Below are 26946 nucleotides of genomic sequence, written 5' to 3' on the forward strand. Positions count from 1 at the left end.
CGCTTCCATTGTGCCCCCCGCTTGCAGTTTGGCAACAGCGTTGTTTAAGTAGGGGGCGTGACTGGTAGCGCCTCCGCCCCTCTTCGCGTCGGACTCGTCGGCTACGGCCTGGCGGGCTCCGTCTTCCACGCCCCGCTGATCGCGGCGACCGACGGCCTCGCCCTCGACACGGTCGTGACGTCGAGCGACGAGCGGCGGGAGCAGGTCCGCGGCGAGTACCCCGGGGTCCGCTTCGCCGCCACGCCCGAGGAGCTGTGGTCCCGCGCCGGTGAACTCGACCTGGTCGTGATCGCGTCCCCCAACAAGACCCATGTCCCGCTCGCCACCGCCGCGCTGGAGGCCGGTCTGCCGGTGGTCGTGGACAAGCCGGTCGCCGGCACCGCCGCGGAGGCGCGTGCGCTCGCTGCGCTCGCCGAGGAGCGCGGCCTGCTTCTCTCCGTCTTCCAGAACCGTCGCTGGGACAACGACTTCCTCACCCTGCGCACGCTCGTCGCGGACGGCGAACTCGGCGAGGTCCAGCGCTTCGAGTCCCGCTTCGAGCGCTGGCGCCCCCAGCTCAAGGGCGGCTGGCGCGAGTCGGGGGCCCCGGAGGAGATCGGCGGGCTGCTGTACGACCTGGGCAGCCATGTCGTCGACCAGGCCCTGGTCCTCTTCGGGCCGGCGGTCCGGGTGTACGCGGAGTCCGACGTACGCCGCCCCGGCGCCGAGGCCGACGACGACACGTTCATCGCCATCACCCACGCCAACGGTGTCCGCTCGCATCTGTACGTCAGCGCCACCGCCGCCCAGCTCGGCCCGCGCCTCCGCGTCCTCGGCTCGGCCGCCGGTTACGTCAAGTACGGCCTCGACCCCCAGGAGGCCGCTCTGCGTGACGGTGAGCGCCCGTCGCCCGGGGTGCCCTGGGGCGAGGAGCCGCCGTCCCTGTGGGGGCGGATCGGTTCGGGCGAGTCCCCGCTCACCGGAGGCGGAACCCCCGTGAAGACCCTGCCGGGCGACTACCCCGCGTACTACGCGGCGGTCGCCGCCGCCCTGCGCGAGGGCACCCCGCCCCCGGTCACCGCCCACGAGGCCGCGGACGCCCTCGACGTCCTGGAGGCCGCGCGCCGCTCAGCCCGCGAGGGCGTCACCGTGGAGCTGGGCGCATGAGCGGGACGCACATACCCGACATCGACGTACTCGAGGCCCAGGAACGGCAGCTGACGCTGCGTCGCTTCACATACGACGACGCCTGGGCTCTCGGCTCGATGCTCGTCGAGCTCGCCCGTGAGCGCCAGGCTCCGGTCGCGATCGACATCCGGCGCGGCGCGCAGCAGCTCTTCCACTGCGCGCTGCCGGGCTCGTCGGCCGACAACGACGCCTGGATCGACCGCAAGCGCCGCGTCGTGGAGCGCTACGGCGAGAGCTCGCTCCTCGTCGGCAGCCGCTTCCGGTCCAAGGGCACGACGTTCGAGGAGTCGTCCCGCCTCGACCCGGACCGGTTCGCGGCCCACGGCGGCTCCTTCCCCATTCATGTCGAAGGCGCGGGCGTCATCGGCACGGTCACGGTCTCCGGCCTCCCCCAGGCCGAGGACCACGCGATGGTGATCGAGGCACTGACCCGCCTCATCGCCACCTGAGCACCGCGGAGGGGGTGAACCCCCGCACTCCCTCCGCGGTCCTCCCGGCGTCCCTCCGTCTGCGGGCGGCTACGCGTCCTTCAGTTCCTGCCGCTGCCGGCCGAGCCCCTCGATCTCGAGCTCGACGACGTCCCCGGCCTTCAGGAAAGGCTTGGGGTCCGGCTGTCCGAGGGCGACACCGGCGGGGGTACCGGTGTTGATGACGTCTCCGGGATGCAGGGTCATGAACCGGCTGACGTACCGCACCACTTCAGCCACCGGGAAGATCTGGTCGCCGGTGGAACCGTTCTGCTTCGGCTCACCGTTGACCCAGAGTTTCAGCGTCAGCGCCTGCGGGTCGGGGACCTCGTCCGCGGTCACCAGCCAGGGCCCGAGCGGGTTGAACGTCTCGCAGTTCTTGCCCTTGTCCCACGTACCGCCGCGCTCCATCTGGAACTCGCGCTCCGAGACGTCATGCGCCACCGCGTACCCGGCGACATGCGCGAGCGCCTCCTGAGCCGACCCGAGGTAGCGCGCGGTTCGTCCGATGACCACCGCGAGCTCGACCTCCCAGTCCGTCTTACGGCTCCCGCGCGGCACGAGCACGGTGTCGTCCGGGCCGACGACGGTGTCCGCGGCCTTCAGGAAGACGACCGGCTCGGCGGGCGTCGCCGCACCGGTCTCCGCCGCATGATCGTGGTAGTTCAGCCCGATGCACACGACCTTGCCGATGCGCGCGAGCGGCGGGCCCGTGCGCAGCCCGGTCGCGTCGAGCACGGGAAGTTCCCCCGCCCCGGCCGCCGCCCGGATCCGCTCCATCGCGTCGTCGTCGGCGAGCAGGTCCCCGTCGATGTCCGCCACCAGCCCGGACAGGTCCCGCAAGGTCGCCCCGTCAGGGTCGAGCAGCGCCGGACGTTCCGAACCCGCTGCTCCGACACGCAGCAGCTTCATGGTCTTCTCCCTGTGGTCGAGGTGAGCCCCGGCCGATGGGGTGCGGCCATCGGAGGATTGGTCGATCGTCCAAGAGTCCCGATCACCCCGCAAGACCCCGTTCACACACTGGACCGTTACCCCGCGGTAGCCAGGGCGCCGGCGGCCGGCATGTCCCGATAGAGGAACACCCGCTCCACCGCGCTCCAGGTGGTGCTGGTGACGACGTAGAGCGCGGCGGCCAGCGGCACGACGGCCACGGTGACCAGCGTGGCGAAGGAGAGCAGCGGCAGCACATTCGTCACCGCCGCCATGCCCGGCAGCTCCGCCTGAGCCGCCTGGGCCCCGGGGCCGCCGGCCGCGAGCTGTCGCCTCGTGCGCACATAGGTGAACGTGGCCACCGCCCCCACGATCGCGAACAGCGCCACGTACACGAGCCCTGCCGCCCCGAACACCCCTCCGTCCCCGAGTGCGTCCGCCCACCGCCCGCCGAGCGGGGCACCGAGGAACTCACCACCGAGGCTGCCGCCCGTGAACAGGTGGTACAGCAGAACGAACGCCGGCGCCTGCATCAGGCTGGGCAGGCATCCCGACAGCGGCGACACCTTCTCCCTGGCATGCAGCTCCATGACCGCCTTCTGCAGCCGCTCCGGGTTCTTGCCGTGTTTCCTGCGCAGCTCGGCGACCTGGGGTGCGAGCCGCGCCCGCGCCTTCTGACCACGGGCCGCCGCCCGCGAGAGGGGATGGACGGCGAGTCGCACCAGCGCGGTGAACAGGATGATCGCGACAGCGGTCGCGGACCCGTGGAACACCGGCTGGACCAGGTCGGCGAGCTGCTCGACCAGTGAGGCGAATGCGGACGTGATTGAGGTGAGTACGGACATGGAGGCCCTCCGGGTCCCGTCGTGCCAGAGACAAACAGACATGTCGGCGTGACGGCCCGCGGAAGGACGCTGCGGAAGCCAGGGAGTGTGGGCAGAACCGGGGTGAGAGAGGTCAGCTGCCCTTACGCGGCCGTCGTGAACGGGCAGCCGGGAGCTCGGGGCCTGGTGCGGCCACGGGCATCGGGGTCACGCTGCGGCAGGAAGGCCGTGCGCTGCTCACGGTCGCGTATCGCCGTCCGTATTCGCGTCGGCTGCACTCGCGGCACCGACCGCGACAGGATCAGCGCACAGGCGACGAGCGCGGCACCCACGGCCGCGGTGGCGGCGAGTGCGACAGCGGTGGAGAGGCCGATCCCCTCGGCGACGAACACCTCGACGAGGACGAAGAGCAGCAGCACGAGCGGCCGCAGCACCTGCCACGAACGTCCGGTCATGCCTGCCCCCTTCGATCTCTCCGTACGGGCGATACGAACCTTCATTCGTTATACACGAGCAAAATCGTCTCCGGGTTCCCTGTGGACAACCCGGATCCACGGCCTCGTCAGGTCCCCGCCCCTCGGCCGGGCAGGCTCTCCGTCACGAGCGGCTCCAGCAGCCTCCGGGGCCGCAGCAGCGCCCGGCTGACCGGGTCCGACGGGTCGGTGTCAAGTCCCGGTCCCGGGTGCATCTCGACGTCCGCGGGCGGTACGCCCACCCCGCACGCAGGGCATTCGCCGTAAGCACCCAGTTCCGTTCCGCACGCGGCATGACGGAAGATCCGCATCCGCTCGGCGCCCGGAAGGCCGCGCCCCCACAGCCCGAGAGAGCGCAGCACGGGCCAGAGCTCGACGCCCCGCTCGGTCAGGACGTACTCGTCACGCGGCGGGGACTCCTGGTACCGGCGCTTCTCCAGCACTCCGGCACCGATGAGCGCCTGCAACCGGCCGGCCAGCACCGCGCGCGGAGCTCCGAGGTGGACGAGGAAGTCGTTGTATCGGCGCACACCGTAAAGAGCGTCGCGCACGATGAGCAGCGTCCACCGCTCGCCGATGATCTCGAGCGCACGCGCGATGGAGCACTGCTGCGCCGTGTAGTCCTTGCCCAGAGCCATGCCCCAAGCCTAACAACCATCGGTTCAATGAACGAACCGATGATGCTAGGCTCGAAGCTCGGGCAGGTTCATTCACCGAACCAGCACTGGATAGGTTCATTGACCGAACCTTGGAAGGGGTTCGTCCACCGAACCACGACCGGCCCGGCCCGACCCACACACCCGACCCGGAGAGCCATGCCAGACCTCGCCCAGCCCACCAGTACCGCCCCACCGCGATCACCGGAGGCTCGGACCACCAGGCCGGGCGCGACGCTCGCCGTCACCAGTGCCGCGACCGCCGTCGCGCTGATGAACTACACCGCGCCGATGCTCACGCTCCCGGAGATGACGGCGGCCTTCGGAACCCCGGCCTCCGCCCAGGCCTGGCTGCTCAACGGCACTCCGCTCGGACTCGCCGTCCTCCTCCTCGTCGCCGGCAGCCTCGCCGACGACTACGGCCGGCGCCGCGTGTTCCTCGCGGGCACACTCGCGCTCGGCGTCACGACCGGCGCCGTCGCGTTCACCGACTCGACCCTGACCTTCACGCTCGCACGCATCGCGCAGGGTGCGGCGAGCGCTGCGATCCTCGCGAGCAGCCTCGGCCTCCTCGTCCACGCGTACCCGGCCGGCAGCGCACGGATCAGGGCGACGGGTGTGTGGGGTGCGTTCGTCAGCGCCGGAATCGCCGTCGGCCCCCTGCTCGCGGGCGTGCTGGGAACCGTCGACTGGCGGCTCACCTACGACGCCCTCGCACTCGCCGCCCTCGCGACCGGCGCCGTCGCCTTCCGTACGCTCACCGAATCCCGCGCCTCTCGCGGCGGCCGCCCCGACCTCCCCGGCGCGCTGACCCTCGGCCTGTCGCTCACCGCCCTGCTCACCGCACTCACCCTCGGCCGCGACGGCTGGCTGCGAGCCCCGGTCGGCCTGCTCGCGTCCGCATCGCTGGCCCTGCTCGCGATATTCGTGCTCATCGAACGCCGGAGCACGGCCCCGATGATCGACCTGCATCTGTTCCGCCGCCCGCTGTTCCTGGCCTCGTCGTCGGGCGCCCTGTTCACGGGCCTCGCCGTGATCGGCCTGTTCAGCTATCTCCCCGCGCTGTTGCAGCGGGGCAAGGGGATCTCACCGCTCGACTCGGCATGGATGTTCCTGCTCTGGTCGGGTACGGCATTCGTGGTCGCCCTCCAGACGAGACGCCTCGCAGGACGTGTCGCCGCCCGCCACCAACTGGCCCTCGGCTTCGTCCTCTCGGCAGCCGGCGTACTCATGATGCTCGGCACGGTCTCCGGACCCGGCGCCTGGCTGCGCCTGTTGCCCGGCCTCGCCGTCGCGGGCGTCGGCAGCGGCCTGCTCAACGCCGCCCTGCCCCGCCTGGCCGTCGAGTCCGTGCCACCCGAGCGCGCGGCCATGGGATCGGGCGCCAACAACACGGCCCGCTACATCGGTTCGTCGGCCGGCGTCGCCCTGACGATCGCGGTGGCCACGGCGGGCGCGAACACGGCGCTCGTGGTCTCGGCGGGGCTGTCGCTGCTGGGCGCGGTGGCCGCGCTCGCGTTCCGGAGCAGGCGGACCACGGGGGCCTCCGGCTAGCGCGGCCGCGTCGAGGCCAGCTTCCCCCACACCACGAGCCGGTACCTGGACGTGTACTCGGGCGTGCACGTGGTCAGGGTCAGGTAGTAGCCGGGGCCGCCGTAGCCGTACCCGGGCTTCACCACGCTCCGGGGCACCGCGGCGATCACCCCGCTGTCACGCGCGGACGTCTGCGGCAGCCCCTTGTCCACCCGATAGGTGAACACGGCGTCCCGTGTCTCGACCTCGATCGTGTCCCCGGACCGCAGCCGGTTGATGTACCGGAAGGGCTCACCGTGCGTATTGCGGTGCCCGGCGACCGCGAAGTTCCCGGCCTGCCCGGGCTGCGCGGTCCCCGGGTAGTGCCCGACGTACCCCTTGTCCAGTACGCCCCGTTTCGCCACCCCCTGCGCGACCGGAGCGACGACGCCCAGCCGGGGGATGCGAAGGACCGCGTAGGCCTGGTCCCGGTGGAGGCCACTCCGCCGGGACGGGGCCTGACGACCGGGGTCGCTCCCGTCGACCTGATCCCGCGCGCCCGGCCCCCCGCCGTCCGGATCCACGACGCCCTCGGGTTCCTCCCCGACGCCCGGCTCCTGCTCGGACCGCCCGGGCGCGGGCTCGGCCCACTCCCGCTCCAGGGCCTCCACCTGACGCTCCGCGCCCTGCCCGGCCTCCCGGTTGGTCCACCACAGCTGATGAACGACGAGAAGCAGGACGACGACCCCGACGGTCACGGCGACCTCGGCCGCGGCCCACAGCCCGCGGGCGAGCACCACCCGGCGGCCCCGGGCGGTCCGCCGCCCCTGTACGACCATTGGAATCCGCTCGGATGTCCGTTCCGGTATCCGTTCCGATATCCGCTCCCGCACGGCCGCACGATAAGGGCAGCCCCTCCAACTCACCAGTGCCCTGCGAAGCCCCGTACAGCAGTACGGTGTGCTCCATGCGCCCCGACACGCCTGCCGACCACACCACCGAAGCCGAGCGTCTGCTGCGCACAGCGGAGCAGTACCCCGAGGACCTTGAACCGCTGCTGCTCCAGGCCGCGGCCCATCTGGAACTGTCGGGCGACCGCGCCCGCGCGACGGGTCTGTACGACCGCCTCCTCACGGACGGCCCGGAGAACGCCCACCTGGTCAAGGCGCTGCAGGCGTCGAACCTCTGGGAGTACGGCCACGAGGCCGAGGCCCGCGCGATCATCGAAGGCATCCGCGCGGCCGCCCCGGACGACGCGGCCCCGTGGGAGATCGTCGCCGAGACCCTGGAGGCCCACGACGAGCTCGACGCGGCGCACGACACCTTCACCATGGCCGTCAGCCGCCTCGTCGACCCGGACGAGGAGATCTCGTACGCCTCCCAGTCCCTGCTCACCGGCCGCCACCGCGTCCGCCGCCTCCTGGCCCTCCCCCACGACACCTGGGACACCCTGGCGGACCGCCTCCACACGGCGGCGGTCCCCCTCGACGAGCTCCACGACCCCAATCGTCTCTGGTCCCTCGGCTCCTCCGACCCCGGCGAACTCCGCGCCGAGATCGCCCGCCTCCGCTCCGAACTCGGCACCTACCGCGCGGCCCTCTCCCGCCCCTTCCCGGTGGCGGTCCTCCACTGGCCGGCGCCCGAGCTCACCGAACTCCTCGCCGCGTACCCCGTCCTCACACCGGAGTACCTGACCCACGACAGCCACCTCGCGTCCATCGAATCGGCCCTCCGCGACCTCTCCTCCACCGGCACGGGCAACCTCGGCATCGTGACGGGCACGGTCCCTTCGTACGAGGCCTTCGCGGCCTCCGAGGCCGCGTCCCCGGCGGACCCGGACCTGCTCCCCCAGTACGCGACGACCCTGGCGGCCCGGGGCAGGGCGACACCGTGGCCCCCGGCGCGGGGGGCGGCGTGCTGGTGCGGGTCGGGGGCGGCGTACGGGGACTGCCACGGGGTGGATCGGGCCTGACCTACTGACCGAACGGTCAGGCCTCATCGCCGCCGGGAGCAGCCCCGGGCCCCTCATCACAATTCCTCCACCTGGCTGACACATGTAACGGGCATGCAGTAGTCTCGCGTTCAACTTGATGAACTGACGGGCCACCCCTCCCCCACTCGGGCCCAGTCCTGCGTGCGCGAGGAATTTCCGTCATGCCCTACACCACGTCCGCCGACTGGCAGTTCGACATTCCGACCCAGGGCAGCAAACGGCTGCCGCCGGCCGCCCGTTACGTCGAATCGCTGACGCATCAGGGTTACGGCTTCGAGGCCGCCATAGCGGACCTTGTCGACAACTCCATAGACGCGGGCGCGCGTAACGTCGTTGTCAGCTTCTTGCGGGATGACGACCGGCTCGTCAGCCTCCTCGTCGTCGACGACGGCACGGGCATGGACGAGGCAGCCCTGGACGTCGCCATGACTGTCGGCGGACGAGCGGACTACTCCGAGAACGCCCTCGGCCACTTCGGAGCAGGTCTGAAGGCAGCGTCCCTCTCGCACTCGGAGTCGCTCACGGTCATCAGTCGCACGAAGCGCAGCTCTGCCGCAGGCCGGCGCTGGCTCACCGCACGGGCTCAGGCCGATTTCAGCTGCGACATCGTCAACGCCCGATACTGTCAAGACCTCGTGGACCGGTACGACGGGGTGATCGGCTGGCACGGCACCATCGTCCGATGGGACAATGTCCGATCCTTCGACACCATCACCGTCGGCCAGACGGACCGCTTTCTCAATGACGCCATCGAGAAGCTGGAAACCCATCTGGGGCTCTATCTCCACCGATTTCTCTCCCGGGACGGCTTCCACATCGATGTCGTCGTCGAAGACGTACGTACGCGAGAAGAACTGGACCACCGGGGAGTCGAGCCGATCGACCCGTTCGGCTATCGCATACCCGGTCGGGCCGGCTACCCACGCACCTACAAAGCGCCCGTCGAAGGCGTCGGCGACGTAGGGTTCACCGCTCACATCTGGCCGCCCAAATCGCCACTCGTCTCCTACCGCGGCATCGGTCCTCTCGCCGACCGTCAGGGCTTCTACATCTACCGCAACGACCGGCTCGTCCAGGCCGGCGGCTGGAACGGCACCCGCAGCGCCGAGTCCCACCACAATCTGGCCCGCATCGCGCTTGACCTGCCCTCCGCCCCGAACGACGTCTTCAGCCTCACGGTGAAGAAGGACGGTGTAAACGTCACGCCGGCTTTCGCCCGGGGCCTTGAGAGGGCATCTGACGACAAGGGCAGCACTTTCAGCGACTATCTGGCAGCAGCCCAGACGACTTACCGAGATGCGGCCAAGCGCGCTACCGAGGTCCAACGCAAGGACGCCATTCCCCCCGGCAAGGGCGTCGACCCCAAGCTGAAGCGCACGCTGCGCGACGAGCTGCCTCAACTCGAGGGTGAGGACCCGATCACGTTCCGGTGGGACGCTCTCCCGCCGGACACCTTCTTCGACATTGACCGCGAGGGTCACGTCGTACGGCTCAACAGGGCATACCGCCAGGCGTTCAACGGTGACCGCCGGGCTGGTTCCAACGATGCCCCTGTCCTCAAGGGGATGCTCTATCTGATGCTGGAGAAGAACTTCAGGATGGGCCGCTCCAGCGCCCAGCGCGACGACGAGATGGCGCTGTGGAACAGCGTTCTGCTGACCGCGGCTCGCTGCGAAATCACACGCGCAGACGCCGATCGCTGACCACCTGCACGTCTGACCGCCGAGGACAGCCATGACTGACCACTTGCTCAACCTTCACACGTCCGTGCTCGGAGCGATGCCTCGGGGCCCGAAGCACTTCGGGCGCATCGCCGCCGCGGTATCCGAGGCCAAGGACGGCTCCGACGCGAACCTGGACCTGTTTCGCGAACGCCTCGTCTCTGGCGATGCGGATCTCCACGCTCTCTGGAGCAATAGGCTCAACTCCTGGGACATGGACGAGGGCGCGGATTGGTCCACGGCCCCCGCCCGTACCGACGCGCGGCGAGCCGACACGTATGACCGCCTCGGTTTCGATTCCGACCTGTGCAAGGCATTGAGCACTGTCGTGCGCGTCTACAAGGAGCCTGGAGCGGCTGTCATCAGCGACAGGTTCGAATCCTGGTACTCCCGCGACGCCGCCGCAGCCCGGTCGTTCTACTGGACCGCCTACGAGAACCTCCTGCGTCGGAAAGGCTGGAGCGATACCGCCGTCTCATCCCTCGACGAGGCCAGCCACAGTGTCGTCGAGCGGCTCTCCGATCCGACGCGAGCTGAAGCGTACGGAGCCCGCGGCCTGGTCGTCGGATATGTGCAATCCGGCAAGACTGCCAACTTCACCGGCGTCACGGCGAAGGCCATCGACGCCGGGTACCGGCTGGTGATCGTTCTCGGAGGCACGCTCAACCTGTTGCGCAGCCAGACGCAACGCCGTCTCGACATGGAGCTGATCGGCCAAGAGAACATCCTGCGCGGTGCTGACCCTCAGGACATCGACGCTCTCATCGGCGTCGATTACCAGGACGACGAGGACTGGCCGCACAAGTTCGTCTCCCATGGTGGCCGCCCCTCCGCCTTCGGCTCCTGCGACATCGAACGGCTCACCACACGCGATGACGACTACAAGAGCCTGCTGCAGGGAATCCGCGCGCTGGACTACGAGAAGCTGGACCGCACGCGGCCTCTGCATGACCCGGCGAACCTCCATCACGCCGCGGCCCGCGTCATGGTCGTCAAGAAGAACAAGTCGGTCCTCACCAAGCTCGTGAAGGACCTGAAGAAGATCGGTCCGATTCTCGGCGAGATTCCTGCTCTGATCATCGACGATGAGTCCGATCAAGCCTCCGTCAACACCATCGACCCGAAGAAGTGGGAAGAAGGCAGGGTCATTCGAACCGCGATCAACGGCCTCATAACCCAACTTCTGGATCTGCTCCCCCGCGCCCAGTACGTCGGTTACACCGCCACTCCGTTCGCGAACGTCTTCATCGACCCGGGCGACAGCGAGGACATATTCCCCCGCGACTTCCTGATCTCGCTGCCGCGTCCCGCCGGCTACATGGGTGTGCAGGACTTCCACGACCTGGACTCACCTGTCCCGACCGACGAGCGCACGATCGCCGACTCCCAGGAGAAGGCCCACGTTCGGGGCATCTACGACGACACTGGTGATCGGCTCCTGGAGGCGATGGATGCGTTCGTACTCTCCGGTGCGCTCAAGCTCTACCGCACGGCCCATGGCGTGCCGGAAGCCAAGTTCCGGCATCACACCATGCTGGTACACGAGTCGGTACGGATGGCCGACCACGCACAGCTCGCCTTGCGCCTCAACTCCATGTGGCACTCCTCGTACGGCAACGCCGACTCTCATGTACGCCTCGCCGAACTCTTCGCCTCTGATTTCCAGAAGGTCAGCGAAGTGCGAGCGGATGGCCTGCCGATCCCAGCCTCGTACGAGGACCTGCGCTCGCACATCAGCCGTGCACGCCAACTCATCAGCATGGGCGGCAACCCGGTCGTCATCGTCAACGGAGACACTGACCGCGACTTCACTCAGGCCAATCTTGACTTCGACCGCACCCCGAACGTCTGGAAGATCCTCGTCGGCGGCACCAAGCTCTCTCGCGGATTCACGGTGGAGGGCCTGACGGTCACGTACTACCGTCGCAAGACGCAACAGGCCGACACACTGATGCAGATGGGCCGCTGGTTCGGTTTCCGCGACGGCTACCGCGACCTCGTGCGTCTCTACATCGGGCGGGAAGAGCCGTTCGGCAAGCACAAGACCATCGATCTCTACGAGGCGTTCGAGGGCATCTGCCGGGACGAGGAGACCTTCCGCGGCCAGCTCGCGCAGTACGCCAAGCTGGTCGACGGCGAGCCACAGGTCACCCCGGCCGAGATCCCGCCGCTTGTGGCTCAGCACCTGCCCTGGATAAAGCCGTCAGCGCGCAACAAGATGTTCAACGCGGAACTCGTCGAAATCCGCTCGCCCGGGGAGTGGGTGGAGCCGTCCGCGTATCCAGTGAGCGCGGTAGATCTGCGCCACAACACGGAAACTTGGCGCGCGGTCATTGACCTGCTGGCCGACGACCCGGTCGACTTGTCGTACACCTTCCCTGCGCTCGGCCGCACGGACAGCTACCCCGCCCTTGTGGGTCATGTCGGCCACGGCGCACTGCTCACGGTGCTGAACAATCTTCGCTGGTCCGCACCGGGACAGTTCGCACCGCATCTGGAGTACCTGAGCCAGCTGGGCAAGTCGTCGACGGGGGTCGATGACTGGCTGTTGATCGCGCCCCAGCAGAACTCCACACGTCGCACCGAGGCGACCCCTCTCGGATCTCGTTCCATGACGCTCGCGCGACGGTCCCGCCGCCGGGGCAATCTTTTCGGCGCGATCAGCGAACCCAGGCATCGATCGGTCGCACTACGCATAGCGGGGGCGCTGACTGACGGCTCGGGCAACCCTTGCGTCGAGTCCCTCGTCCGGGACCGACGCGGCGTCCTGGTCCTATATCCCCTGATCGAACCGGAAACGCCGGTCCCCACAGGGGGAACCATCCCTCCGGAGAGTCTGGTCATGGCGTTCTGTCTCGTCGCCCCAGCCTCTGCAGGCGGTGCTCACCAGGGTCTGCTGCGCTTCCGTACCATCGATTCCAGCAGGAGCAACTCCGCCGTGATCGACCGCGTCACCCCGGGGTAGTCACAACGCAGTGACCGGCCGCGCGAATTCCACAGAGACCATGAGCACAGAGGTCGACTTACGGTTCAATCCTCGATGCTGACACGAAGCTCCCGGCGTCGTCCGAGAGGCGACGCCGGTGGCGAAGCGCGCGCCGGCCGGCATGTGTGCATGCCGGATCGCCGAGTAACGGTCTCGTGGTCATTGCACGCCGGGGAGCTCGCACCGCAGAAACTCGGGGAGACCGAAGAGGGGCCGTTAGCCGCGCAGGTATGTGTGGATCGCCGAGGCGATGGCCGTGCCGAGTGGGATGGGCACCGCGTTGCCGATCTGCTTGGCAATTTCGGTCTTGGAGCCGCACCAGCGAAAGTCGAGAGGGAAACCCTGGATGCGGGCCGCCTCGTAGTGGGTAATCGGCCGGGATACCGTCGGATGAAGGTATCGCCCCTTCTCCGGCTTGAAGAACTCGGTTCGGATGGTCACGGAGGGCTCACCCAAACGGAGCCTCCCCATTACATCGCCGGTGCCAGAATTATGGTTGTCCCAACTCTCAGTCGATAGATATCTGACCGTCGTATTTATTCCAGGGGGGTTCGGGACGTCGAAGATCTGAATCTCGTCGGATTCGTTCACTGTGTACCACTTACCGCGCAGATTCTTACGGTTCCCACCAGGGGGGATGGCCTCGTAGCGAGCCCTGGAGAGCGCCTCAGGAGTACGACGGAAATGGAGATCGCAGGTCGTGAAAACACCAGGAACGACCGCGTCGACTTCGGCGATGTACTCCTTTCCGTCCGGCAGTTCTGTGCCCCTCATCTCGAGCTGGCCGGACTCGTTGAACACACTGTCGACAGCTCGCCAGTACGAGGGCCCCGTGCCGACGCCCTCCAGTGGTTGTGGGGGCACACCAGTGCTGCGTCTGGGACGACGGATGTGTGTCGTTGCTGGGTAAGTGAACCCGCGACCGTTGTCGATGTCACGGCGTACCCCGATGACAATGGCTCGCCGTCGCGCCTGCACTGCACCGTAGTCGGCGGCGTTGAGGAGGTAGCGCTTGTTCTTCTTCTCGGCGGTGTCGGTTGGTCGGTGGCCTGGAGGACCAGCGAGCCGGTACTCGTGCAGCAGACCGCCCTCCTCCACCTGGCCGAGCAGATTGTGAAACTCGTCCGACTTCAGGAAGCGGTCAACGTTCTCGATGACGAATACCTTGGGGCGGATCGCGGCAACAATCCGAACGTATTCCTCCCAAAGGCGGTTGCGTTCGCTGCCCTTCTTGTCACGGTTCAAGGCCGAGAAACCTTGGCAGGGAGGTCCTCCGACCACCACGTCCGCGCGGAGGGCATCCGGCGTCGGCTTCCAGTCCTCAATGTCTCCCAGGTGGACGCGCGCGTGTGGAAGGCCCTTGTCGGAACGGCCGCTCCCGAAGTTGGCAGCGTACGTGGCTGCCGCAGCGGCGTTGTGCTCGACCGCCGCGATACTGTGGAAGACGGGTCCGCCGTCCGGTCCCCCCTCTGGGCGGAACTCGTGAAATCCCTGGGTGAAACCGCCGCAGCCGGAGAACAGGTCGACGACTGTGATGGGCTCTGGGGCGAGGGGACGGGACGCGTGCATGGGCTGATCCTAGCTTTGCAGGGCGGCGGCGATCGCACGTCCGACCGCCGTCGCGAGAGGTGGTGGCATCGCGTGGCCGATCTGGCGGTACCTGGACGTCTTACCGCCGAAGAAGCGCCAGTCGCCAGGGAATGCCTGGATCATCGCTGCCTGGTCGACGGTCAGTTTGGGTTGGCCCTCTGCAGGGAAGTCCGCGCCTGGAATCTCGTCGCCAAGGCTGTTGCCGTTCACACCGAGCGCCGCCCACGCTTTCTTGCTGCCGGTGGGACCGAGGTCGGCCCCACCTCGGCGTTCGGAGCCTCCGACGAGTGCGGGCGCGATCCGGTCTGCGCCCTTGGTCCAGCGTTCTGCGCCGGGCCAGCCGGCTGCTGACATTGAAGGGCCCAGGACCTGACCGACGGTCGGAGGCGGAGAATCGTACGGTTCGGGCCAGGAAAATCGAAAGAAGTACGGCTCCTGCAGGGCAACCAGGAAGCCGCTGCTGCGGTTCTGCGGCACCCCGAAGTCCGCGGCATTGAGGACTCGCCAACTCGAGCGGTAGCCCGCATTCCGGAGCTCGGTTTCGATCCATGAACGGTCAGGGATGTAGTCGGTGCTCTCGACGAGGTCCGGGACGTTTTCCAAGAGCAAGGCTTTCGGTCGGATGTCGCGTGCAAGGCCTATTGCGGCCCTGAGGACTGCCCTCTCCTCCGAGTCCTCGGCGCGACCCACCGTGGCCGACGATTTCACACGGGGGAGTCCGCCGCTGACGAGATCAACTCCCACCGTCTCCGGACGCATGCTCGGGTGGAACTGCACGACGTCCATGCAGACCACATCCCACTCCGGCCGGTTGAGGTCGATGGTGAAGCAGGCGTCCGCCTTGCTGTCGATGAGCAGCACAGGGTCAAACCCGGCATTCTCGAGCCCCAGGGCCTGCGCCCCGGCCCCAGCACAGATCTCAACTGACCTGAAACGACTCGACTTCACCGACGCCGCCGGAGCTAACCGCGAGATTGGTGCCGGGTCCTCCGGCGAGGCGTTCAGTGACCATTCCGCCGCGATGTCGCTTTCCGGCACTCTCTGCCGGATCTGCACGGTGTCGTCCTTGAAGGAGTAGGCGGACAGGCGTAGGGCGTCGACGGACTCCTGGGCGACAGTGCGCAACTCGTGGTCCAGCGCATGTTTCTCGATGCCGTCGAAGACTACGAACGGCGCGAGTCGGAGCAGCCTCTTGAGGAAGTCACGCAGCGTGTCGCGTTCGTTGAGGCCGGTAAGGTCAAGATCTTTCCACACCCGGAGAATAGCTCGGACCATGTGCGGGCTTCCGCCGAGCGCGGCCCGTCGGGCATAGATCTGGTCGAACGCGGCCTCACCGAGGATCTGGAGGGCGCCATAAGGCTCCGGGTCGTTGGAGGCGCGAACGAGCTGAGCCCTCCACCACAGCCGGCCGAAGACGTGCCGCGTGAGGTCCGTGCCGAGGACACGGTCCTTGGGAGGATGGGGGTAGCGCCAGAAGGCGACGTCCGGGAGCAGGACCAGCGCGAGGAAGGCCCAGACGTCTCGCGAGGCGGCCTCGGCGGGCACCATGCCCATCTCGGCGTGCAGGAAAGCCGCGAGCCGAAGGTCGAAGTCGGCGTTGCGCGCCCGGTCGGAGTCGCTTGGGAAACCGGCACGCTCGGCAAGGTCGACGACGCCTACACGCAGTTCCTGGAGCCTACCGGCGGAGACCCGATCGCCACCGGTGGCGACATAGACCGCCGACTCGTGGGTGATGGCCACTCGCCCGGCCAGCTCGGCGATTGCCTTCTCGCGGTACTCCTCGAAGAGCGGCCTGGCCTGTGCGGCGAGCAGGCGGGGGTAGAGAAAGCTCTTCATGACACCTCGAACATTTTGACCGCCGCCTGCAGATCCGAGGCGAACAGAGCGGGTGACTGCCGTTGGCGCAGACGGATGTCAGTGATCGATTGCCCTGGGAAGAGCTGATCGAACAGACTCAACAGGGTCGCGCCCAATGAGCCGGCGGGGAAGTCTGCGTCCTCGGCAAAGTCATCGTTTCCGAGCGCGTGCTCGATCATGATCCGGGCGGCGTCCGCGTACACCGCGGAGAGCACGATCCGATCCACGGGCCCAGGCCTGCCGGCCCTCTCGAATGCGTTCGCGGTGACGGTGTTCCGCTCGTTGACGAGCAGGAGCAGCGATCCCATGGTGGCGCTTTCCAGACTCCCGCTGATCTGCAGGTGCCAAGCCGCTTCGTCAGGGAAGGAGGTCAGGGAGAAGTCGATCACAGCCATGGGGAACTGTGGCGCGTCGCCCTGGAGTCGCAGAGCCTCCCTGTCGCTCCACAGGACGGAGCCGGCCCGACGGGGTGAGGAAGGACGCACGTCGCTCCGGCGCTCGGCCAGGACGAGCACGGTGTCGAGCAGGAGCAGACCGCCCAGATCCGCTCCGCGCAGTCGGACATCCAACTCCACAGCACCAGTGCCACCCTGCGCAAGGCGTACATGTTGCCCCGGCCCGCTGAGGTTGGACCCGGTGGCTGTCCACACGACCGCGAGCGTGAGCGCCGTATCTGCCGGAAGACCGGACTGCGAACGTGCCCGATCCAGGTCCACCCGGACTGTCCTGCGCAGATGCAGGTCCAATTGATAGTCCCAGTCCGGCAGAGCATCAGGCATGGCGACTTCGCCGTCCTCGGTCACCAGTAGCCACGACTCGGCGGCGACAACGTCCTCAGTCGGTACGCGATACGGAAGAACACGCCTTGTCACGGGGTCCTCACCGCCTCGACCTTGATACCGATCTCGGTCATCGTGTCCGGGGCCGGCCGCACGACGGCACGCCAGACGGACTCGCCGCCCTCGATCACATGAGTCTCGGCGGCATACAGGCGCCCGTCGCAGGCCTCCCAGCCGATGAGCATGGGCATGCTTGCCCCGATGGGCGGATCCGTCTCGCGCCCGCCTGTACCGGGGAGGGTGACGGCCAGGTCCATCCGGACCCGCTGCGGACCGGCCACAGGCAGCCGAAACTCCTGGACGAGCACTGAATCGTTGCTGCGATCGTCGTAGTACGGCTCGCCGACGTACTGCACGCGCGGACGGCGGTGCACGGTGCCGGTTCCACCGATCCCCGGCCTCTCGGCGAGGGATTCTCGATCGGCGGTGAACCCGCCCGCCCCGGCCGGCCCGCCGCCAGCGGCGGCGGGCTGTTCCGCACCTGAGGCGCTCCCCTTGTGAACGGGTCGACCCGAGGTCGGACGAGGCAAGCTCTCCTCCTCGGCCTCCCGCTTCGACGCACGGGTGGTGGTGCTGCCCGGCTTGGAGTAGGCAGTGGCTCCACCGATCCCCCAGGCGCCACCCACCAACCCTGAGAACAGCGAACTGGCCGCGCCCAGCGCGACGTTTTTGGCACCGGAGCGGGCGACCCCACCCACGGAGAGCAGACCGTCCAATGCCTCGCTGATGCGCCTGAACGTCGTCTGCACGTAGGTGCTCTCGGGCCTCTCCAGGGACTGCGGGTTCCAGGCGTCGTGCGTGGGGGGTTCCGCTCTCGCGTAGACCTCGTCCATGGCCTCGTCGGCCCTGAAGACGCCGGCATAGCCCTGGTTCGCGCTCGGCGGCTTCGGACCCGGACGGTAGGTGACGACGAGTTCGGCGGGTCGCATCAGACACACGTGGTGGACAAGGTCCTCTATGTCGAGCATGCGCGACGCGCGGGTCGGCTCCAGGGGCGGCATGATCTTCTTCACCAGTCCCAGGCGCCCGAGGTGCCGCCTGGGCTTTCTGCACCCCAGATCACTGCCGCCCGGGCCGGTCATCGTCTCGTAGGCGGCAACGAACATATTGAGCGGACGCGTCTCCCGTGGATCCGGTACGGAGTGCTCAATACCGTCGCAGGTGACGTTGAAGCGCATGGCCGCAGGCTTGAGGCCCGTGGAGATCATCTTGGGCCAGAGATGCCAGGCGATGGTGTCGGCCAGGTAGTTGGCCGCCGCCTGTGACTCGAGCTCGTCCAGGTTCGGATCGATGACGACGACGGTCGTCCCGGTCTCCTGCGGGCCGAAAGGTCTGAGACCCAGGCGCTGAGCCGTCACCTCCGCCTCTGTGCCGACCAGCGGTTCGACGACGTCTCCCGAGGTGTCACCCCACCAGTGGCGACCGGTGTACCGCCGGTCCCCACCGACTTCGGTGGCGACGTAGCTCTTCCAGAGCGTGCAGCCGATGAGCCTGGTCTCGTGGCCACCTTGCGCGGTGCGGCAGCGGGAGTGAACGAGAACGGTTCCTGGCTTGGACAGCAGGTAGAAGATGCCCTTGCCGAAGCCGTAGGTTCCGCCACCCAGCGCGGTGTCGCGCGGCTCGCCGATGTTGCGGATGAAGGAGACGAAGTCCCGGTCGGGGCCCACGGCGTCGTCGGCCCGGGTGGGTCCTCCGAGTCCCCGGGTGCTGCGGTCGGAGACAGCCAGGACCCGGGCCGGGCCGCGTTTGAGCGTCTCGCGCAGCGGAAATCTCTCCGCGCCCACGGGTGCGCCGTCGAGCAGAAGCTCCCGCCACGCGGCGGCGTGCGCAGGGCCGACCGTCCACATGTCGATGCGATAGTCGACAGGTTCGGAGGATGTCCTGAGACGTGCGTCCCAGCTGTTCTGGGCGGACTCGCGCACCAGGATGGTGAGCAGGTCGAATTCCGGGCGTCCGAGCTGATTGCGGATGCCCTCGGCGGCGCTCGCGCCTTCTGGCGGATAGGGCTGGGAAAACCAGCGCGGCTCCGTCATGCGGACTCCTGAGTCAGGCTGTCGATCATCCCGGACACCTGGCCGGTCGTGAGGGGGGCTGGGATGTCACCGGACAGGTCGATCGTGTACTCGACATCCAGCGCCGACACCGGCACACCCGCCGCAACAAGTGCCCGACCCGTCAGTCCGGGAAAGTCGGCATCCACCCGATACCACCTCTCCTCCCCGATCGTGAAGCGCACGTCGCGGTAACGGCCGGCGTCGGAGAGTCGGTATCCGGCCAGCGCCAGCAGTTCCAGAAGCGCGTCCTCGTCGTCGCACAGCCGAAGCGCCTGCTCGACCAACTCCGAGAGTGCGATGCCGACGCCGTTCACGCCTGTGCGGTGCAGACGGAACCAGGCCAGGCAGAGCGTCCCACCGACCGGCTCCTCGAGTTGGTCGAGGCCGTGGATCCGCGGCCTGCGGCCTTCTCCGTTGGTACCCGCCTTCACCTCGACGGCAATGGTCGTGGCCGAGAAATCGTGGCAGTGGCCATCAGGCCCGCGCCAGAGCCGGTGGGCGCTGGCATCCCGCTCGAGAAGTCGACTCAGGACCGTCAACTCGCCGAAGAGTCCAGCGACTTGTTCGGGACCCAGCGGTGTTGGCTGCGTTCGGAAGAGGGACCTCCACCGATCGAGTACGAGGTAGAGCGCCTTCATGGGATTCTCGGGAAGCTCAGCAGTCGCACCCAGTACGTCCACGCACAACTCCGTGAACAGGTCGTTGAGATCCTCGCGCAGGCAGACCAGATCCGCGTAGGTTTGATACGTCTCCCTGTCCTCCAGTGCACGCTTGCGCAGTCGGAGCACCGGCCCGTCCAGCCCGGTTCGTATCTTGCGCTGCGAGGGTACGGGCAGCAGGACGTGTCGGTGGCCGGCGTAATCGACAGCCACTGACAGAGGGCCGTACGCGGCGACAACAGGCAACTGGGAGACCCGTAGGCGACGTTCCCCCGTGGTCTGCTCGGTCGCGAGTGCGGCCCAGCGCTCCTCAACGAGCGTGCGGAGGACGTCGTCGTTCATGCGTCCTCGCTGTCGAGGAGGCTGTAGTCCTCGTCCTCGATCCGCACATTGGACAGGTTGGCGGATATGTACCTCTTTACCGTGCTGTCCATGTCCCTGGGCTTGGGGAAGACCAGGCCGACGCCGATTACGTGCTCCTCGGCGTTCAACGGGGCACGTCGATTCTTCGACGGACTCGGCTGGGACACTTTGTCGATCGGGTAAAGGACGAGCAGGCCGGTGTCCGGGAGCTGTGCACGACGCTTGTCCATGATGGCCTCTTCGGCCAGCTTCGCTGTGTCCCCGGTCAGGTCCACCGCAGCATCGCGTCGGCTCATCAGTGTTTTGATGTCCGCGAAATCCGGGGTGGGATTGGGAAGATCGAGACAAGCGCGGATGTTGCGTCCGACGGTCACTCCTCGGGCAAAGGTGAAGCCCTCGCCCTTGGGATTGCCGACGATGGCGACGTTCCACCGGCGCAGCGATCCGGCCGTCGCGACTCGTTTCCGGATGTAGTCGATGATCAGGTCCGCGTCGTTCTCCGGCGACTTCTCGTGGAACCTGTAGGCCGACAGGAAGTCGGTCACGGCGTCGTGCGGCACGTCGCGGAAGAGGTACCGACCATCTGCCGGGCGTTCCTCCACTCTGACCGCGCTCGCTGCAGAAGCAACAACCAGCTCGCGTGCGGCGGCAATGTTCACCTGCAGCCATTCGGCGTTGGTGTGGAAATAGTGGGTCTGTACCCGCTTCCCTCCGTAGGACGAGGCCGCTGTAACGGCGTCGCGCATCTTGGCAGCCGCGGTTACCCGCAAGCTGGGGTGCGTGCGCAGCCTCACAGCAAAGGTGAGGGGCGTCTCGGCTTCGGTCATGTAGACGTCGATGTCCCGGCGCATCTCCGTCTCGACCGTGGCCAAGTGCCTGAACCACTCAGCCAACTCGTCCGTCATCCAGATCCGCGGCAGGTCGGCATAGCCGCTCCTGAAACCGAACCAACGCCCCATCTGCAGAAGCGTGTCGTACGCGGAGACGGCGCGAACGAAGTAGCTCACTGACAGGCCCTCGAGGGTGAGTCCTCGCGACAGGGTGTTGCCACCGACGGCAATCGCCACGACCGGGCCGTTCTCGTAGTCGAGGCGGTCCTCGCTACTGGAGTTGTCCATGATGACGCGGCAACTGTCGAGGACACCCGGCAGTTCGGGAAGCAATTCCTCGAAGGAAACCTTCGTCTCACCGAAGTCCTCGGCCGGGACTCGGCAGGTTTCCTTCTCCCAAAGACTGTGCAGGCGTGAGAGGAAGCTGGTGTCCGAGAGTGAACGCGCGGCCCGGTCGCGTAGATGCTTCAGCGGTTTCCCGAAGCTGTTGTGCACCGCGGTGTTGACGCTGGTGTGGATCAGCATCGTGCTGTGCTGATTGCCGGTGGCCCTTACACGTCGGGCAGCCGTGACCAGCCAGAAGTACTCGATTGCAGACCGCAGCGTGTCGGTGATGACGGGCTCGAAGTCTTCCACGTCGGCCCTGGTCTCGGGCCGCACGCACGGGACGTCGTCCTGAGGGACCGACCGGATCATGTCGTGACCGTCGTCGACCTGCTCAGGGTCCTCGTCGTCGAGGGCGTACCGCCCGAAGAGGACTTCGGTGCCGAAGTGGCCCTCGGGCTTGGGCAGATTGACGACGAAGTCCTTGGGATAAAGATCCTCGGCGCTCGGGTCGATGAGCAGGTTCGCGAACGGCGAGGCCGTGTACCCCACATAGGCGGACCTCGGCAGGGAGCTCATGATATCCAGGATCAGGGGGTTGATCGACTTGGTGGCCACAGTGGCCTGGTCGGCCTCGTCGTCGATGATCAGCGCAGGGCAGTCCTCAAGGTAGTCGGAGGCCTTCTCAAGCCATCGCGCTAGCTTGCGCAGTACCGTCGCGTTCTTCTTGACCACGCACAGCACGCGCGTCCTGTTGCTCTTCCCGAAATAGGAGGCAGGGTTCTCGTGCGGAGTGAAGTCCTTGTCGAGTCCGGTCAGCTGGGACCACATCGAAGGATTGGGCTCCACGAGTTGCTGCACCAGTCGGGCCTGGGTCTGACGTCGAAGGCCGTTGTGGATGCCCGCCAGGACGATGAAGAGCTTGTAGCCGCGGTCGGCCGCCTTGGCCATGACCGAGGTGAAGTTGGTCGTCTTGCCGGACTGCACGTACCCCACCACGAGGCCTCGGGTGGAGAACGTCCTCTCCTTGGGATGATTAAGCAGCGAGACGACGCGGGTCGAGGAATCGTCAAGGCTGTTGATCGCCGACTCCTGCGACCATCCGTTCTTACGAAGCAGATCCACGATCGCGGGCCAGCACTTGTCCTTGACCTGCGGCCCCGTGTACCACGTGTCCCGGTTGCCCAGAACCACCGCGTGCGGTTCCTCGAGCTCCTTGATACGGATGGCCTGCTGTTCGTGCCGCTCACGGATCCGCTGAACGATGTCCGGACTGATGCCGAGCAACTCCAGCCGCTTGACAGCTTCCGAGGGGGGAAACGTGTCCAAAAGCGCCTTGAATGTATCGTACATATTATCGAATTCGTCGGCCATGGGAGTCGACCGTTCCCCCGCTCTCGTTCACTGAAGCCGACTGGACCGCAGGGCCTCACGTCTCCGCGGATTGCTCCATGAACGACACAGTCACCCTGCGGCGCACACCGGCACGCCCACCGTCATATAACCCCTAGAGACTATTCGGTGAGAAGGGGGCCGATACACGAAATCAAGGTCGCCGGCGAACGTCTCGCCCCACGACGTGGCACCCTGCAAGGAGGCCACAGGTCGCGTCAGCGCCCACCAGCACACGATCGCCTGGACGTCACACTTGCGGCGATCCGGCGCGCGACATCCTCGGCCGACTCATGCTCCCAGAACCTGAGGACCATCCAGCCTGCGGACAGCAGGTGATCGGTCGTCTCTCGGTCGCGCGCCATGTTCCTGTCGAGCTTCGAGCGCCACCATTCGGCATTCGCCCGCGGACTCGTGGCATGGACCGGGCAGCCGTGCCAGAAACATCCGTCGAGGAACACCGCGATCTTCAGCTTGCCGAAGACGATGTCCGCGGTCCGACGGGGCATCCCCGGGACGGGAACGTGCACTCTGTAACGCAAGCCGCCGCCGTGCAGCAGTCGACGAACGGCCAACTCCTGCGTCGTATCACGGGAAGCCTGACGACTCATTCGGGCGGCGACGGCCGGCGTCGAAGCGGACGGGGACATGGAACCAGTCTCCCGTATTGATGCCAGGGTGCAACCATGTACCGAGCCCGCGGTCAGGCGGCACACCAGGTCTGCCCTGACCCACGCCTCAGTGATTCACACCGACCCCGGGGCGCCACTTACTCGCCACCCGTGCGCGTTCATGATTCCCCGCCGGTCCTCTACGACCTGTTGGGTGATCTTGTGACGAAGGTCGGAGGGCAGCCGGGGCACTACCCGCGTGCGAGAGAACGCAAGGGTTCAGTGGCCATTGGCGCCCTGCACTTCGATGATCGCCACTCTGCCCGAAACCCGGTCGACCGTCGCGAACCGAACACCAACCGCGCGCCCGGGCGACGTTACCGGACACTGCACAGAGCCGCTGGCTCACAACCAATCAGCGTGCCGTAACCCCTGGCGAGGCCGGAGCGCCCAGTGCTGTCCCGACCTCCGCCTCGAAGTGCATCTGGGCCCGATCCAGCGCCCCGTCCGGATCGCAGCCGTGAGCGTGCAGCCAGTGGAGGAGGTCTGCGATCGCGTCGATTGCGGCCTCCTCTGCGGTGGCGAGGCTCAGCCGGCTGCCGTGCCGGGCTCTCGGAAGCTCGGCAGGACTGTAGAGACCGAGCAGAGCCTCTGCCCGTGTGACGCGGGTTCCGCCGGCATGCCCCTCGGGTGAGGTGAGACTGGTCGCGAGTTCGCACCACGTGACCTTGGAGTCCGTGTGCAGGACGACGCCCCAACTGTCCGCGACCGCGTCCAGCAGGGCAATGCCGCGCCCGCACTCCGCCTCACGTTCGGGGGCGAGGAGAGTCGGTAGTGCACGCGCGTCCGGGTCGCGGACCTCGATACGCAAACGCGTCCCCCTCACCGCGACCGCGAGCGTCGTCGGCGTACCCGGGCCGACGTGGGCGATGACGTTCGACACCAGTTCGCTGACGCAGAGTTGAGCGTCCTCCACGCACTCCTGAAGGCCCCACATCCCGAGGTGCAGACGCAGGATGCGACGTAGCCCGGCGACCTCCCGCGGTTCAGCCAGGAAGGGCAGTTCCCACGGCTTCCTCTGCATACAGTGATCGACTTCCATGCCGCTCCCTATGTACGCCGACCGTCGGTCGGTCACCGAGTGAGTTCGTTCGGCCACATGCTGTGTCGACATGGGTGAGCATGGCAGTGCACGTCCCGCCGTGCAATGTGCACGAAGGGATTCGCCGGATCGGGTGATTGGCCCCGTAGCACCTTCACAAGGAGACTGAACGCCACGTCATGCAGGAGGAGTTACCTTGGCCGGTTCACCAACAGCCCGTCGCCGTCGCTTGGCGATCGAGCTCAAGAAGCTCCGGGAGGACAACAAGCTGACCTGCAACCAGGTCGGGCAGGCCCTCGACTGGAGCGGTTCCAAGGTCAACCGGCTGGAGACGGGTAGCGGTCGAGTACAGCCTTCGGACGTGGACGCGCTCTGCCGCTTCTACGACACCACGGACGAGCTGCGCGAGTTTCTCAAGTCCCTGGCAAAGGAATCCAAGGTGCGCGGCTGGTGGCAGGCGCACGGCGCCGGGGTCCCGCAGTGGTTCTCCGTCTACATCGGCCTGGAACAGGACGCTTCGAGCCTGCGCCAGTACCAGTGCGAGTTCGTGCCCGGCCTCGTGCAAACCTCCGACTACGCAGCCGAGTTGCATCGAGTCTCCAACCAACTCACGGCGACGGACCTGGACCGTGCAGTGAACGTACGCATGGAACGGCAGGCGATGCTCACCCGAGACGGGGCGCCCGACCTGTGGTGCATCGTTCACGAGAGCGTGCTGCACCATGTCGTGGGGAACCGAGCCCTGATGCGGCGCCAGCTCAACCGTATGCTGGAAGTCGGCGAGTTGAAGAATGTGACACTGCAGGTTCTGCCGTTCGACGCCGGCACCTACCCCGCGACCGGCGCTTTCACCATCCTCGGCTTCCCTGAGCAGGAGGACCCCGATGTGGTGTATCGCGACGGACTGACCGATGCCATCTACTTGGAGACACCCGGCGACGTGAGCCAGTACACGAGAGCCTTCGACAATCTGCGAGCCGTCGCCTCCAGCCCGCCGCGATCGGCAGCACTGATCAAGCACGTACTGGAGGAGCACTCCCGATGAGCACGGCGACCGGCACGACAGGCCAGGGCAGATGGTTCAAGAGCAGCTACAGCAACGGCTCGGGTGGGGAGTGCGTGGAAGTGCGCTTCGCTGACGCCGACGCGGCAGTGCGGGACTCCAAGCTCCCCGACGGCCCGCGAATGGCAGTCGCCGGCAACGCATGGGGTCGGTTCGTGGGCGCACTGCGAGCGGGCCTGTTCCGCTGAGACAGCTTGGGGTCATCGCTCGTCGGCTGCGTCGGGGGCACCGTTGTCGTCGCGAAGTCTTCGCCAGAGCCGGCTACGGTGCAGCACGAAGAGGGCGATGAACAGGACAACCGTCTGCAGACCCACGGCCAGCAGCCAGAAGACGGATCTGCTCTCCAACTCGTTCGTCATGTAGCTGAAGTTCATACCGAAGAATCCGGTCAGGAACGTCAGCGGCAAGAAGATCGTCGACACGATGGCGAGCCTGTTGATCACGCCGTTCTGCTCGCCCGACACCAGGGACGAGTAGCTGGCGAAGGCACGCCGGGCGGCGTCCTGGAGGGACTCGATGCTCGTGAGGGCCAACCGCATGTTGCGTTGGTACTCACGAGTGAGCCGCTGCCGCTCCTCCCGAACGCTGCCGCTCATCATCCTCCGCGCGAGGGTCTCGTCCGCCGCCTCCGCATAGGGCAGGAGCGCGTGGTGCAGGAGGGCCGCGTGCCGTCGCAGGAGCGACAGACGGTGCACCTGCTGGGGGTTCCGTTGCTGGAACATCTCGTCCTCCAGGTCCTCCACCTCCAGCAAGGCCTGTACGGCGGAGCGGTGAAAGCTCTCCAGGGCCTCTTCCAGCAGCAGGAACAGCGTGGCCACAGCGTCGGAGGGTCTTTCGTGCGGCAGCTGGGCGATGAGGCTCTCGATCACGCCGATCGGTCCTCGGTGAACCGTGACCAGGTGCCGCTCGGTCACGAAGACGTGGACATGGCCCAGCCTGCTGCCTTCGATCACGGGCACGACGAACCCGGCCCGGTCCCCCAGGTACTCGGCCCGCACGGATTCGCCTTCCCTGCCGAGCCATGTCAGGCCCTCGGCCTCCAGGCCGAGCTCGTCGGAGACCGGCCGTTCGCCGGGCGATGTCTCCTTGGGCAGCCCGATGTCCACGAGCAGGAAGTGGGATGCCGCGAGACGCTCACGTGCCTCCGACACAGGGGCACTGGCAACGACGCCTTCCGGCATCGACACCACCGATACGATCATCGCCCCTCACCGTGGATCACGCCCTGCAGCGGCACTCCCCCAGCCTGCGCACACCCCGACGTCCACGCATACGGAGAGACTCGTTCGCACCGCCGGGAACCCCGATCGGGTGAACGACGTGGAGGGTGCCGCGTCCACGGGTAAGCGGCTTCCCGGTCCCGAGGACCAGGCCAATATATTCGTCGCTTGATGAATATATTGGCTGTGCAGGTGGTGTGTCCCTGGGCACGGTCGTAGCGTCGATACAGGAGCAACCTTTGCGAGGGGGTCGACAGCGCCGTCCGGCGCGCGCCCCGGATTCGGGTATCACGGGGCGCGGTAGGCCAGTGGG

Annotated in this window: 22 protein-coding genes; 8 read left to right on the forward strand and 14 right to left on the reverse strand. The window is 67.2% G+C overall.

The features are described from left to right. Positions 1-57: 57 nt before the first annotated feature. A complete protein-coding gene (locus ACFU5O_RS04235) occupies positions 58-1146 on the forward strand; it encodes a Gfo/Idh/MocA family oxidoreductase (RefSeq protein ID WP_384236055.1) in 1089 nt (362 codons plus the stop codon). Next, a complete protein-coding gene (locus ACFU5O_RS04240; RefSeq protein ID WP_384236057.1) occupies positions 1143-1616 on the forward strand; it encodes a heme-degrading domain-containing protein in 474 nt (157 codons plus the stop codon). Before ACFU5O_RS04235 ends, ACFU5O_RS04240 begins: the two co-directional genes overlap by 4 nt. Positions 1617-1685: 69 nt before the next feature. On the opposite strand, the gene ACFU5O_RS04245 is transcribed toward ACFU5O_RS04240, so the two are convergent. From ACFU5O_RS04245 to ACFU5O_RS04260, 4 genes are all read right to left on the reverse strand, one after another. Continuing rightward, a complete protein-coding gene (locus tag ACFU5O_RS04245; RefSeq protein ID WP_384236059.1) occupies positions 1686-2546 on the reverse strand; it encodes a fumarylacetoacetate hydrolase family protein in 861 nt (286 codons plus the stop codon). A gap of 116 nt (positions 2547-2662) precedes the next feature. Continuing rightward, the gene (locus tag ACFU5O_RS04250) at positions 2663-3409 is read right to left on the reverse strand and encodes a YidC/Oxa1 family membrane protein insertase (RefSeq protein ID WP_384236062.1); all 747 of its coding nucleotides are present in this window, start codon (positions 3407-3409) and stop codon (positions 2663-2665) included. Between the two features lie 122 nt (positions 3410-3531). Then, positions 3532-3843: a DUF6412 domain-containing protein gene (locus tag ACFU5O_RS04255; protein WP_384236064.1), complete on the reverse strand. Its 312-nt coding sequence runs from the start codon at positions 3841-3843 to the stop codon at positions 3532-3534. A 107-nt stretch (positions 3844-3950) separates the two neighbouring features. Next, entirely contained in the window at positions 3951-4499 is a 549-nt protein-coding gene (locus tag ACFU5O_RS04260; RefSeq protein ID WP_384236066.1) for a winged helix-turn-helix transcriptional regulator, read from the reverse strand. Between the two features lie 177 nt (positions 4500-4676). Between ACFU5O_RS04260 and ACFU5O_RS04265 the strand changes: the two genes are divergently transcribed. Next, positions 4677-6071: an MFS transporter gene (locus ACFU5O_RS04265; protein WP_384236067.1), complete on the forward strand. Its 1395-nt coding sequence runs from the start codon at positions 4677-4679 to the stop codon at positions 6069-6071. On the opposite strand, the gene ACFU5O_RS04270 is transcribed toward ACFU5O_RS04265, so the two are convergent. Further along, positions 6068-6868, reverse strand: coding sequence for a class E sortase (locus ACFU5O_RS04270; RefSeq protein ID WP_384236069.1), 801 nt, complete (start codon positions 6866-6868; stop codon positions 6068-6070). The genes ACFU5O_RS04265 and ACFU5O_RS04270 overlap by 4 nt on opposite strands. Before the next feature lie 128 nt (positions 6869-6996). Here ACFU5O_RS04270 and ACFU5O_RS04275 point away from each other — a divergent pair, with 128 nt between their 5' ends. From ACFU5O_RS04275 to ACFU5O_RS04285, 3 genes are all read left to right on the forward strand, one after another. Beyond that, positions 6997-8001 carry an SEC-C domain-containing protein gene (locus ACFU5O_RS04275; RefSeq protein WP_384236072.1) on the forward strand — a complete coding sequence of 335 codons (1005 nt, stop codon included), beginning with the start codon at positions 6997-6999 and terminating at the stop codon, positions 7999-8001. A 182-nt stretch (positions 8002-8183) separates the two neighbouring features. Continuing rightward, complete coding sequence (locus ACFU5O_RS04280; RefSeq protein WP_384236074.1) at positions 8184-9725, forward strand: ATP-binding protein; 1542 nt, start codon at positions 8184-8186, stop codon at positions 9723-9725. A 31-nt stretch (positions 9726-9756) separates the two neighbouring features. Beyond that, entirely contained in the window at positions 9757-12708 is a 2952-nt protein-coding gene (locus ACFU5O_RS04285) for a Z1 domain-containing protein (protein ID WP_384236076.1), read from the forward strand. 237 nt (positions 12709-12945) lie between these two features. Here ACFU5O_RS04285 and ACFU5O_RS04290 read toward each other — a convergent pair whose 3' ends face one another. The 8 genes from ACFU5O_RS04290 to ACFU5O_RS04325 form a co-directional block, all read right to left on the reverse strand. Further along, a complete protein-coding gene (locus ACFU5O_RS04290; protein ID WP_384236079.1) occupies positions 12946-14298 on the reverse strand; it encodes a DNA cytosine methyltransferase in 1353 nt (450 codons plus the stop codon). Positions 14299-14307: 9 nt separating this feature from the next. Next, a complete protein-coding gene (locus ACFU5O_RS04295) occupies positions 14308-16155 on the reverse strand; it encodes a DUF6339 family protein (RefSeq protein WP_384236081.1) in 1848 nt (615 codons plus the stop codon). Continuing rightward, positions 16152-16979: a hypothetical protein gene (locus ACFU5O_RS04300; protein ID WP_384236083.1), complete on the reverse strand. Its 828-nt coding sequence runs from the start codon at positions 16977-16979 to the stop codon at positions 16152-16154. The genes ACFU5O_RS04295 and ACFU5O_RS04300 overlap by 4 nt, the downstream gene beginning before the upstream one ends. 65 nt (positions 16980-17044) lie before the next feature. Continuing rightward, a complete protein-coding gene (locus tag ACFU5O_RS04305; RefSeq protein WP_384236086.1) occupies positions 17045-19048 on the reverse strand; it encodes a hypothetical protein in 2004 nt (667 codons plus the stop codon). Next, entirely contained in the window at positions 19045-20070 is a 1026-nt protein-coding gene (locus ACFU5O_RS04310) for a PD-(D/E)XK motif protein (protein WP_384236088.1), read from the reverse strand. The genes ACFU5O_RS04305 and ACFU5O_RS04310 overlap by 4 nt, the downstream gene beginning before the upstream one ends. After that, entirely contained in the window at positions 20067-22619 is a 2553-nt protein-coding gene (locus tag ACFU5O_RS04315) for a Z1 domain-containing protein (RefSeq protein ID WP_384236090.1), read from the reverse strand. Before ACFU5O_RS04315 ends, ACFU5O_RS04310 begins: the two co-directional genes overlap by 4 nt. 236 nt (positions 22620-22855) lie before the next feature. After that, positions 22856-23248 (reverse strand): very short patch repair endonuclease, encoded by a 393-nt coding sequence (locus ACFU5O_RS04320; protein WP_384236433.1) that lies wholly within the window; start codon positions 23246-23248, stop codon positions 22856-22858. Positions 23249-23663: 415 nt separating this feature from the next. After that, entirely contained in the window at positions 23664-24350 is a 687-nt protein-coding gene (locus ACFU5O_RS04325; RefSeq protein WP_384236093.1) for an ATP-binding protein, read from the reverse strand. 196 nt (positions 24351-24546) lie between these two features. Here ACFU5O_RS04325 and ACFU5O_RS04330 point away from each other — a divergent pair, with 196 nt between their 5' ends. Together ACFU5O_RS04330 and ACFU5O_RS04335 are read left to right on the forward strand one after the other, a co-directional pair. After that, positions 24547-25395 carry a helix-turn-helix domain-containing protein gene (locus ACFU5O_RS04330; RefSeq protein WP_384236095.1) on the forward strand — a complete coding sequence of 283 codons (849 nt, stop codon included), beginning with the start codon at positions 24547-24549 and terminating at the stop codon, positions 25393-25395. Beyond that, complete coding sequence (locus ACFU5O_RS04335; RefSeq protein ID WP_384236097.1) at positions 25392-25601, forward strand: DUF397 domain-containing protein; 210 nt, start codon at positions 25392-25394, stop codon at positions 25599-25601. Before ACFU5O_RS04330 ends, ACFU5O_RS04335 begins: the two co-directional genes overlap by 4 nt. 12 nt (positions 25602-25613) lie before the next feature. On the opposite strand, the gene ACFU5O_RS04340 is transcribed toward ACFU5O_RS04335, so the two are convergent. Continuing rightward, complete coding sequence (locus ACFU5O_RS04340) at positions 25614-26615, reverse strand: CorA family divalent cation transporter (protein ID WP_384236100.1); 1002 nt, start codon at positions 26613-26615, stop codon at positions 25614-25616. Positions 26616-26946: the final 331 nt, after the last annotated feature.

It is taken from the genome of Streptomyces sp. NPDC057445, from assembly GCF_042802855.1.
GTDB lineage: Bacteria > Actinomycetota > Actinomycetes > Streptomycetales > Streptomycetaceae > Streptomyces.

Bases quoted from the DNA above. Each gene is read 5' to 3' on its own strand.
- ACFU5O_RS04290 (WP_384236079.1), bottom strand. From the start codon at position 14,298: ATGCACGCGTCCCGTCCCCTCGCCCCAGAGCCCATCACAGTCGTCGAC.
- ACFU5O_RS04340 (WP_384236100.1), bottom strand. From the start codon at position 26,615: ATGATCGTATCGGTGGTGTCGATGCCGGAAGGCGTCGTTGCCAGTGCC.
- ACFU5O_RS04335 (WP_384236097.1), top strand. From the start codon at position 25,392: ATGAGCACGGCGACCGGCACGACAGGCCAGGGCAGATGGTTCAAGAGC.
- ACFU5O_RS04305 (WP_384236086.1), bottom strand. From the start codon at position 19,048: ATGACGGAGCCGCGCTGGTTTTCCCAGCCCTATCCGCCAGAAGGCGCG.
- ACFU5O_RS04295 (WP_384236081.1), bottom strand. From the start codon at position 16,155: ATGAAGAGCTTTCTCTACCCCCGCCTGCTCGCCGCACAGGCCAGGCCG.
- ACFU5O_RS04270 (WP_384236069.1), bottom strand. From the start codon at position 6,868: ATGGTCGTACAGGGGCGGCGGACCGCCCGGGGCCGCCGGGTGGTGCTC.
- ACFU5O_RS04315 (WP_384236090.1), bottom strand. From the start codon at position 22,619: ATGGCCGACGAATTCGATAATATGTACGATACATTCAAGGCGCTTTTG.
- ACFU5O_RS04325 (WP_384236093.1), bottom strand. From the start codon at position 24,350: ATGGAAGTCGATCACTGTATGCAGAGGAAGCCGTGGGAACTGCCCTTC.
- ACFU5O_RS04280 (WP_384236074.1), top strand. From the start codon at position 8,184: ATGCCCTACACCACGTCCGCCGACTGGCAGTTCGACATTCCGACCCAG.
- ACFU5O_RS04320 (WP_384236433.1), bottom strand. From the start codon at position 23,248: ATGAGTCGTCAGGCTTCCCGTGATACGACGCAGGAGTTGGCCGTTCGT.
- ACFU5O_RS04245 (WP_384236059.1), bottom strand. From the start codon at position 2,546: ATGAAGCTGCTGCGTGTCGGAGCAGCGGGTTCGGAACGTCCGGCGCTG.
- ACFU5O_RS04310 (WP_384236088.1), bottom strand. From the start codon at position 20,070: ATGAACGACGACGTCCTCCGCACGCTCGTTGAGGAGCGCTGGGCCGCA.
- ACFU5O_RS04285 (WP_384236076.1), top strand. From the start codon at position 9,757: ATGACTGACCACTTGCTCAACCTTCACACGTCCGTGCTCGGAGCGATG.
- ACFU5O_RS04250 (WP_384236062.1), bottom strand. From the start codon at position 3,409: ATGTCCGTACTCACCTCAATCACGTCCGCATTCGCCTCACTGGTCGAG.
- ACFU5O_RS04240 (WP_384236057.1), top strand. From the start codon at position 1,143: ATGAGCGGGACGCACATACCCGACATCGACGTACTCGAGGCCCAGGAA.
- ACFU5O_RS04275 (WP_384236072.1), top strand. From the start codon at position 6,997: ATGCGCCCCGACACGCCTGCCGACCACACCACCGAAGCCGAGCGTCTG.
- ACFU5O_RS04255 (WP_384236064.1), bottom strand. From the start codon at position 3,843: ATGACCGGACGTTCGTGGCAGGTGCTGCGGCCGCTCGTGCTGCTGCTC.
- ACFU5O_RS04265 (WP_384236067.1), top strand. From the start codon at position 4,677: ATGCCAGACCTCGCCCAGCCCACCAGTACCGCCCCACCGCGATCACCG.
- ACFU5O_RS04260 (WP_384236066.1), bottom strand. From the start codon at position 4,499: ATGGCTCTGGGCAAGGACTACACGGCGCAGCAGTGCTCCATCGCGCGT.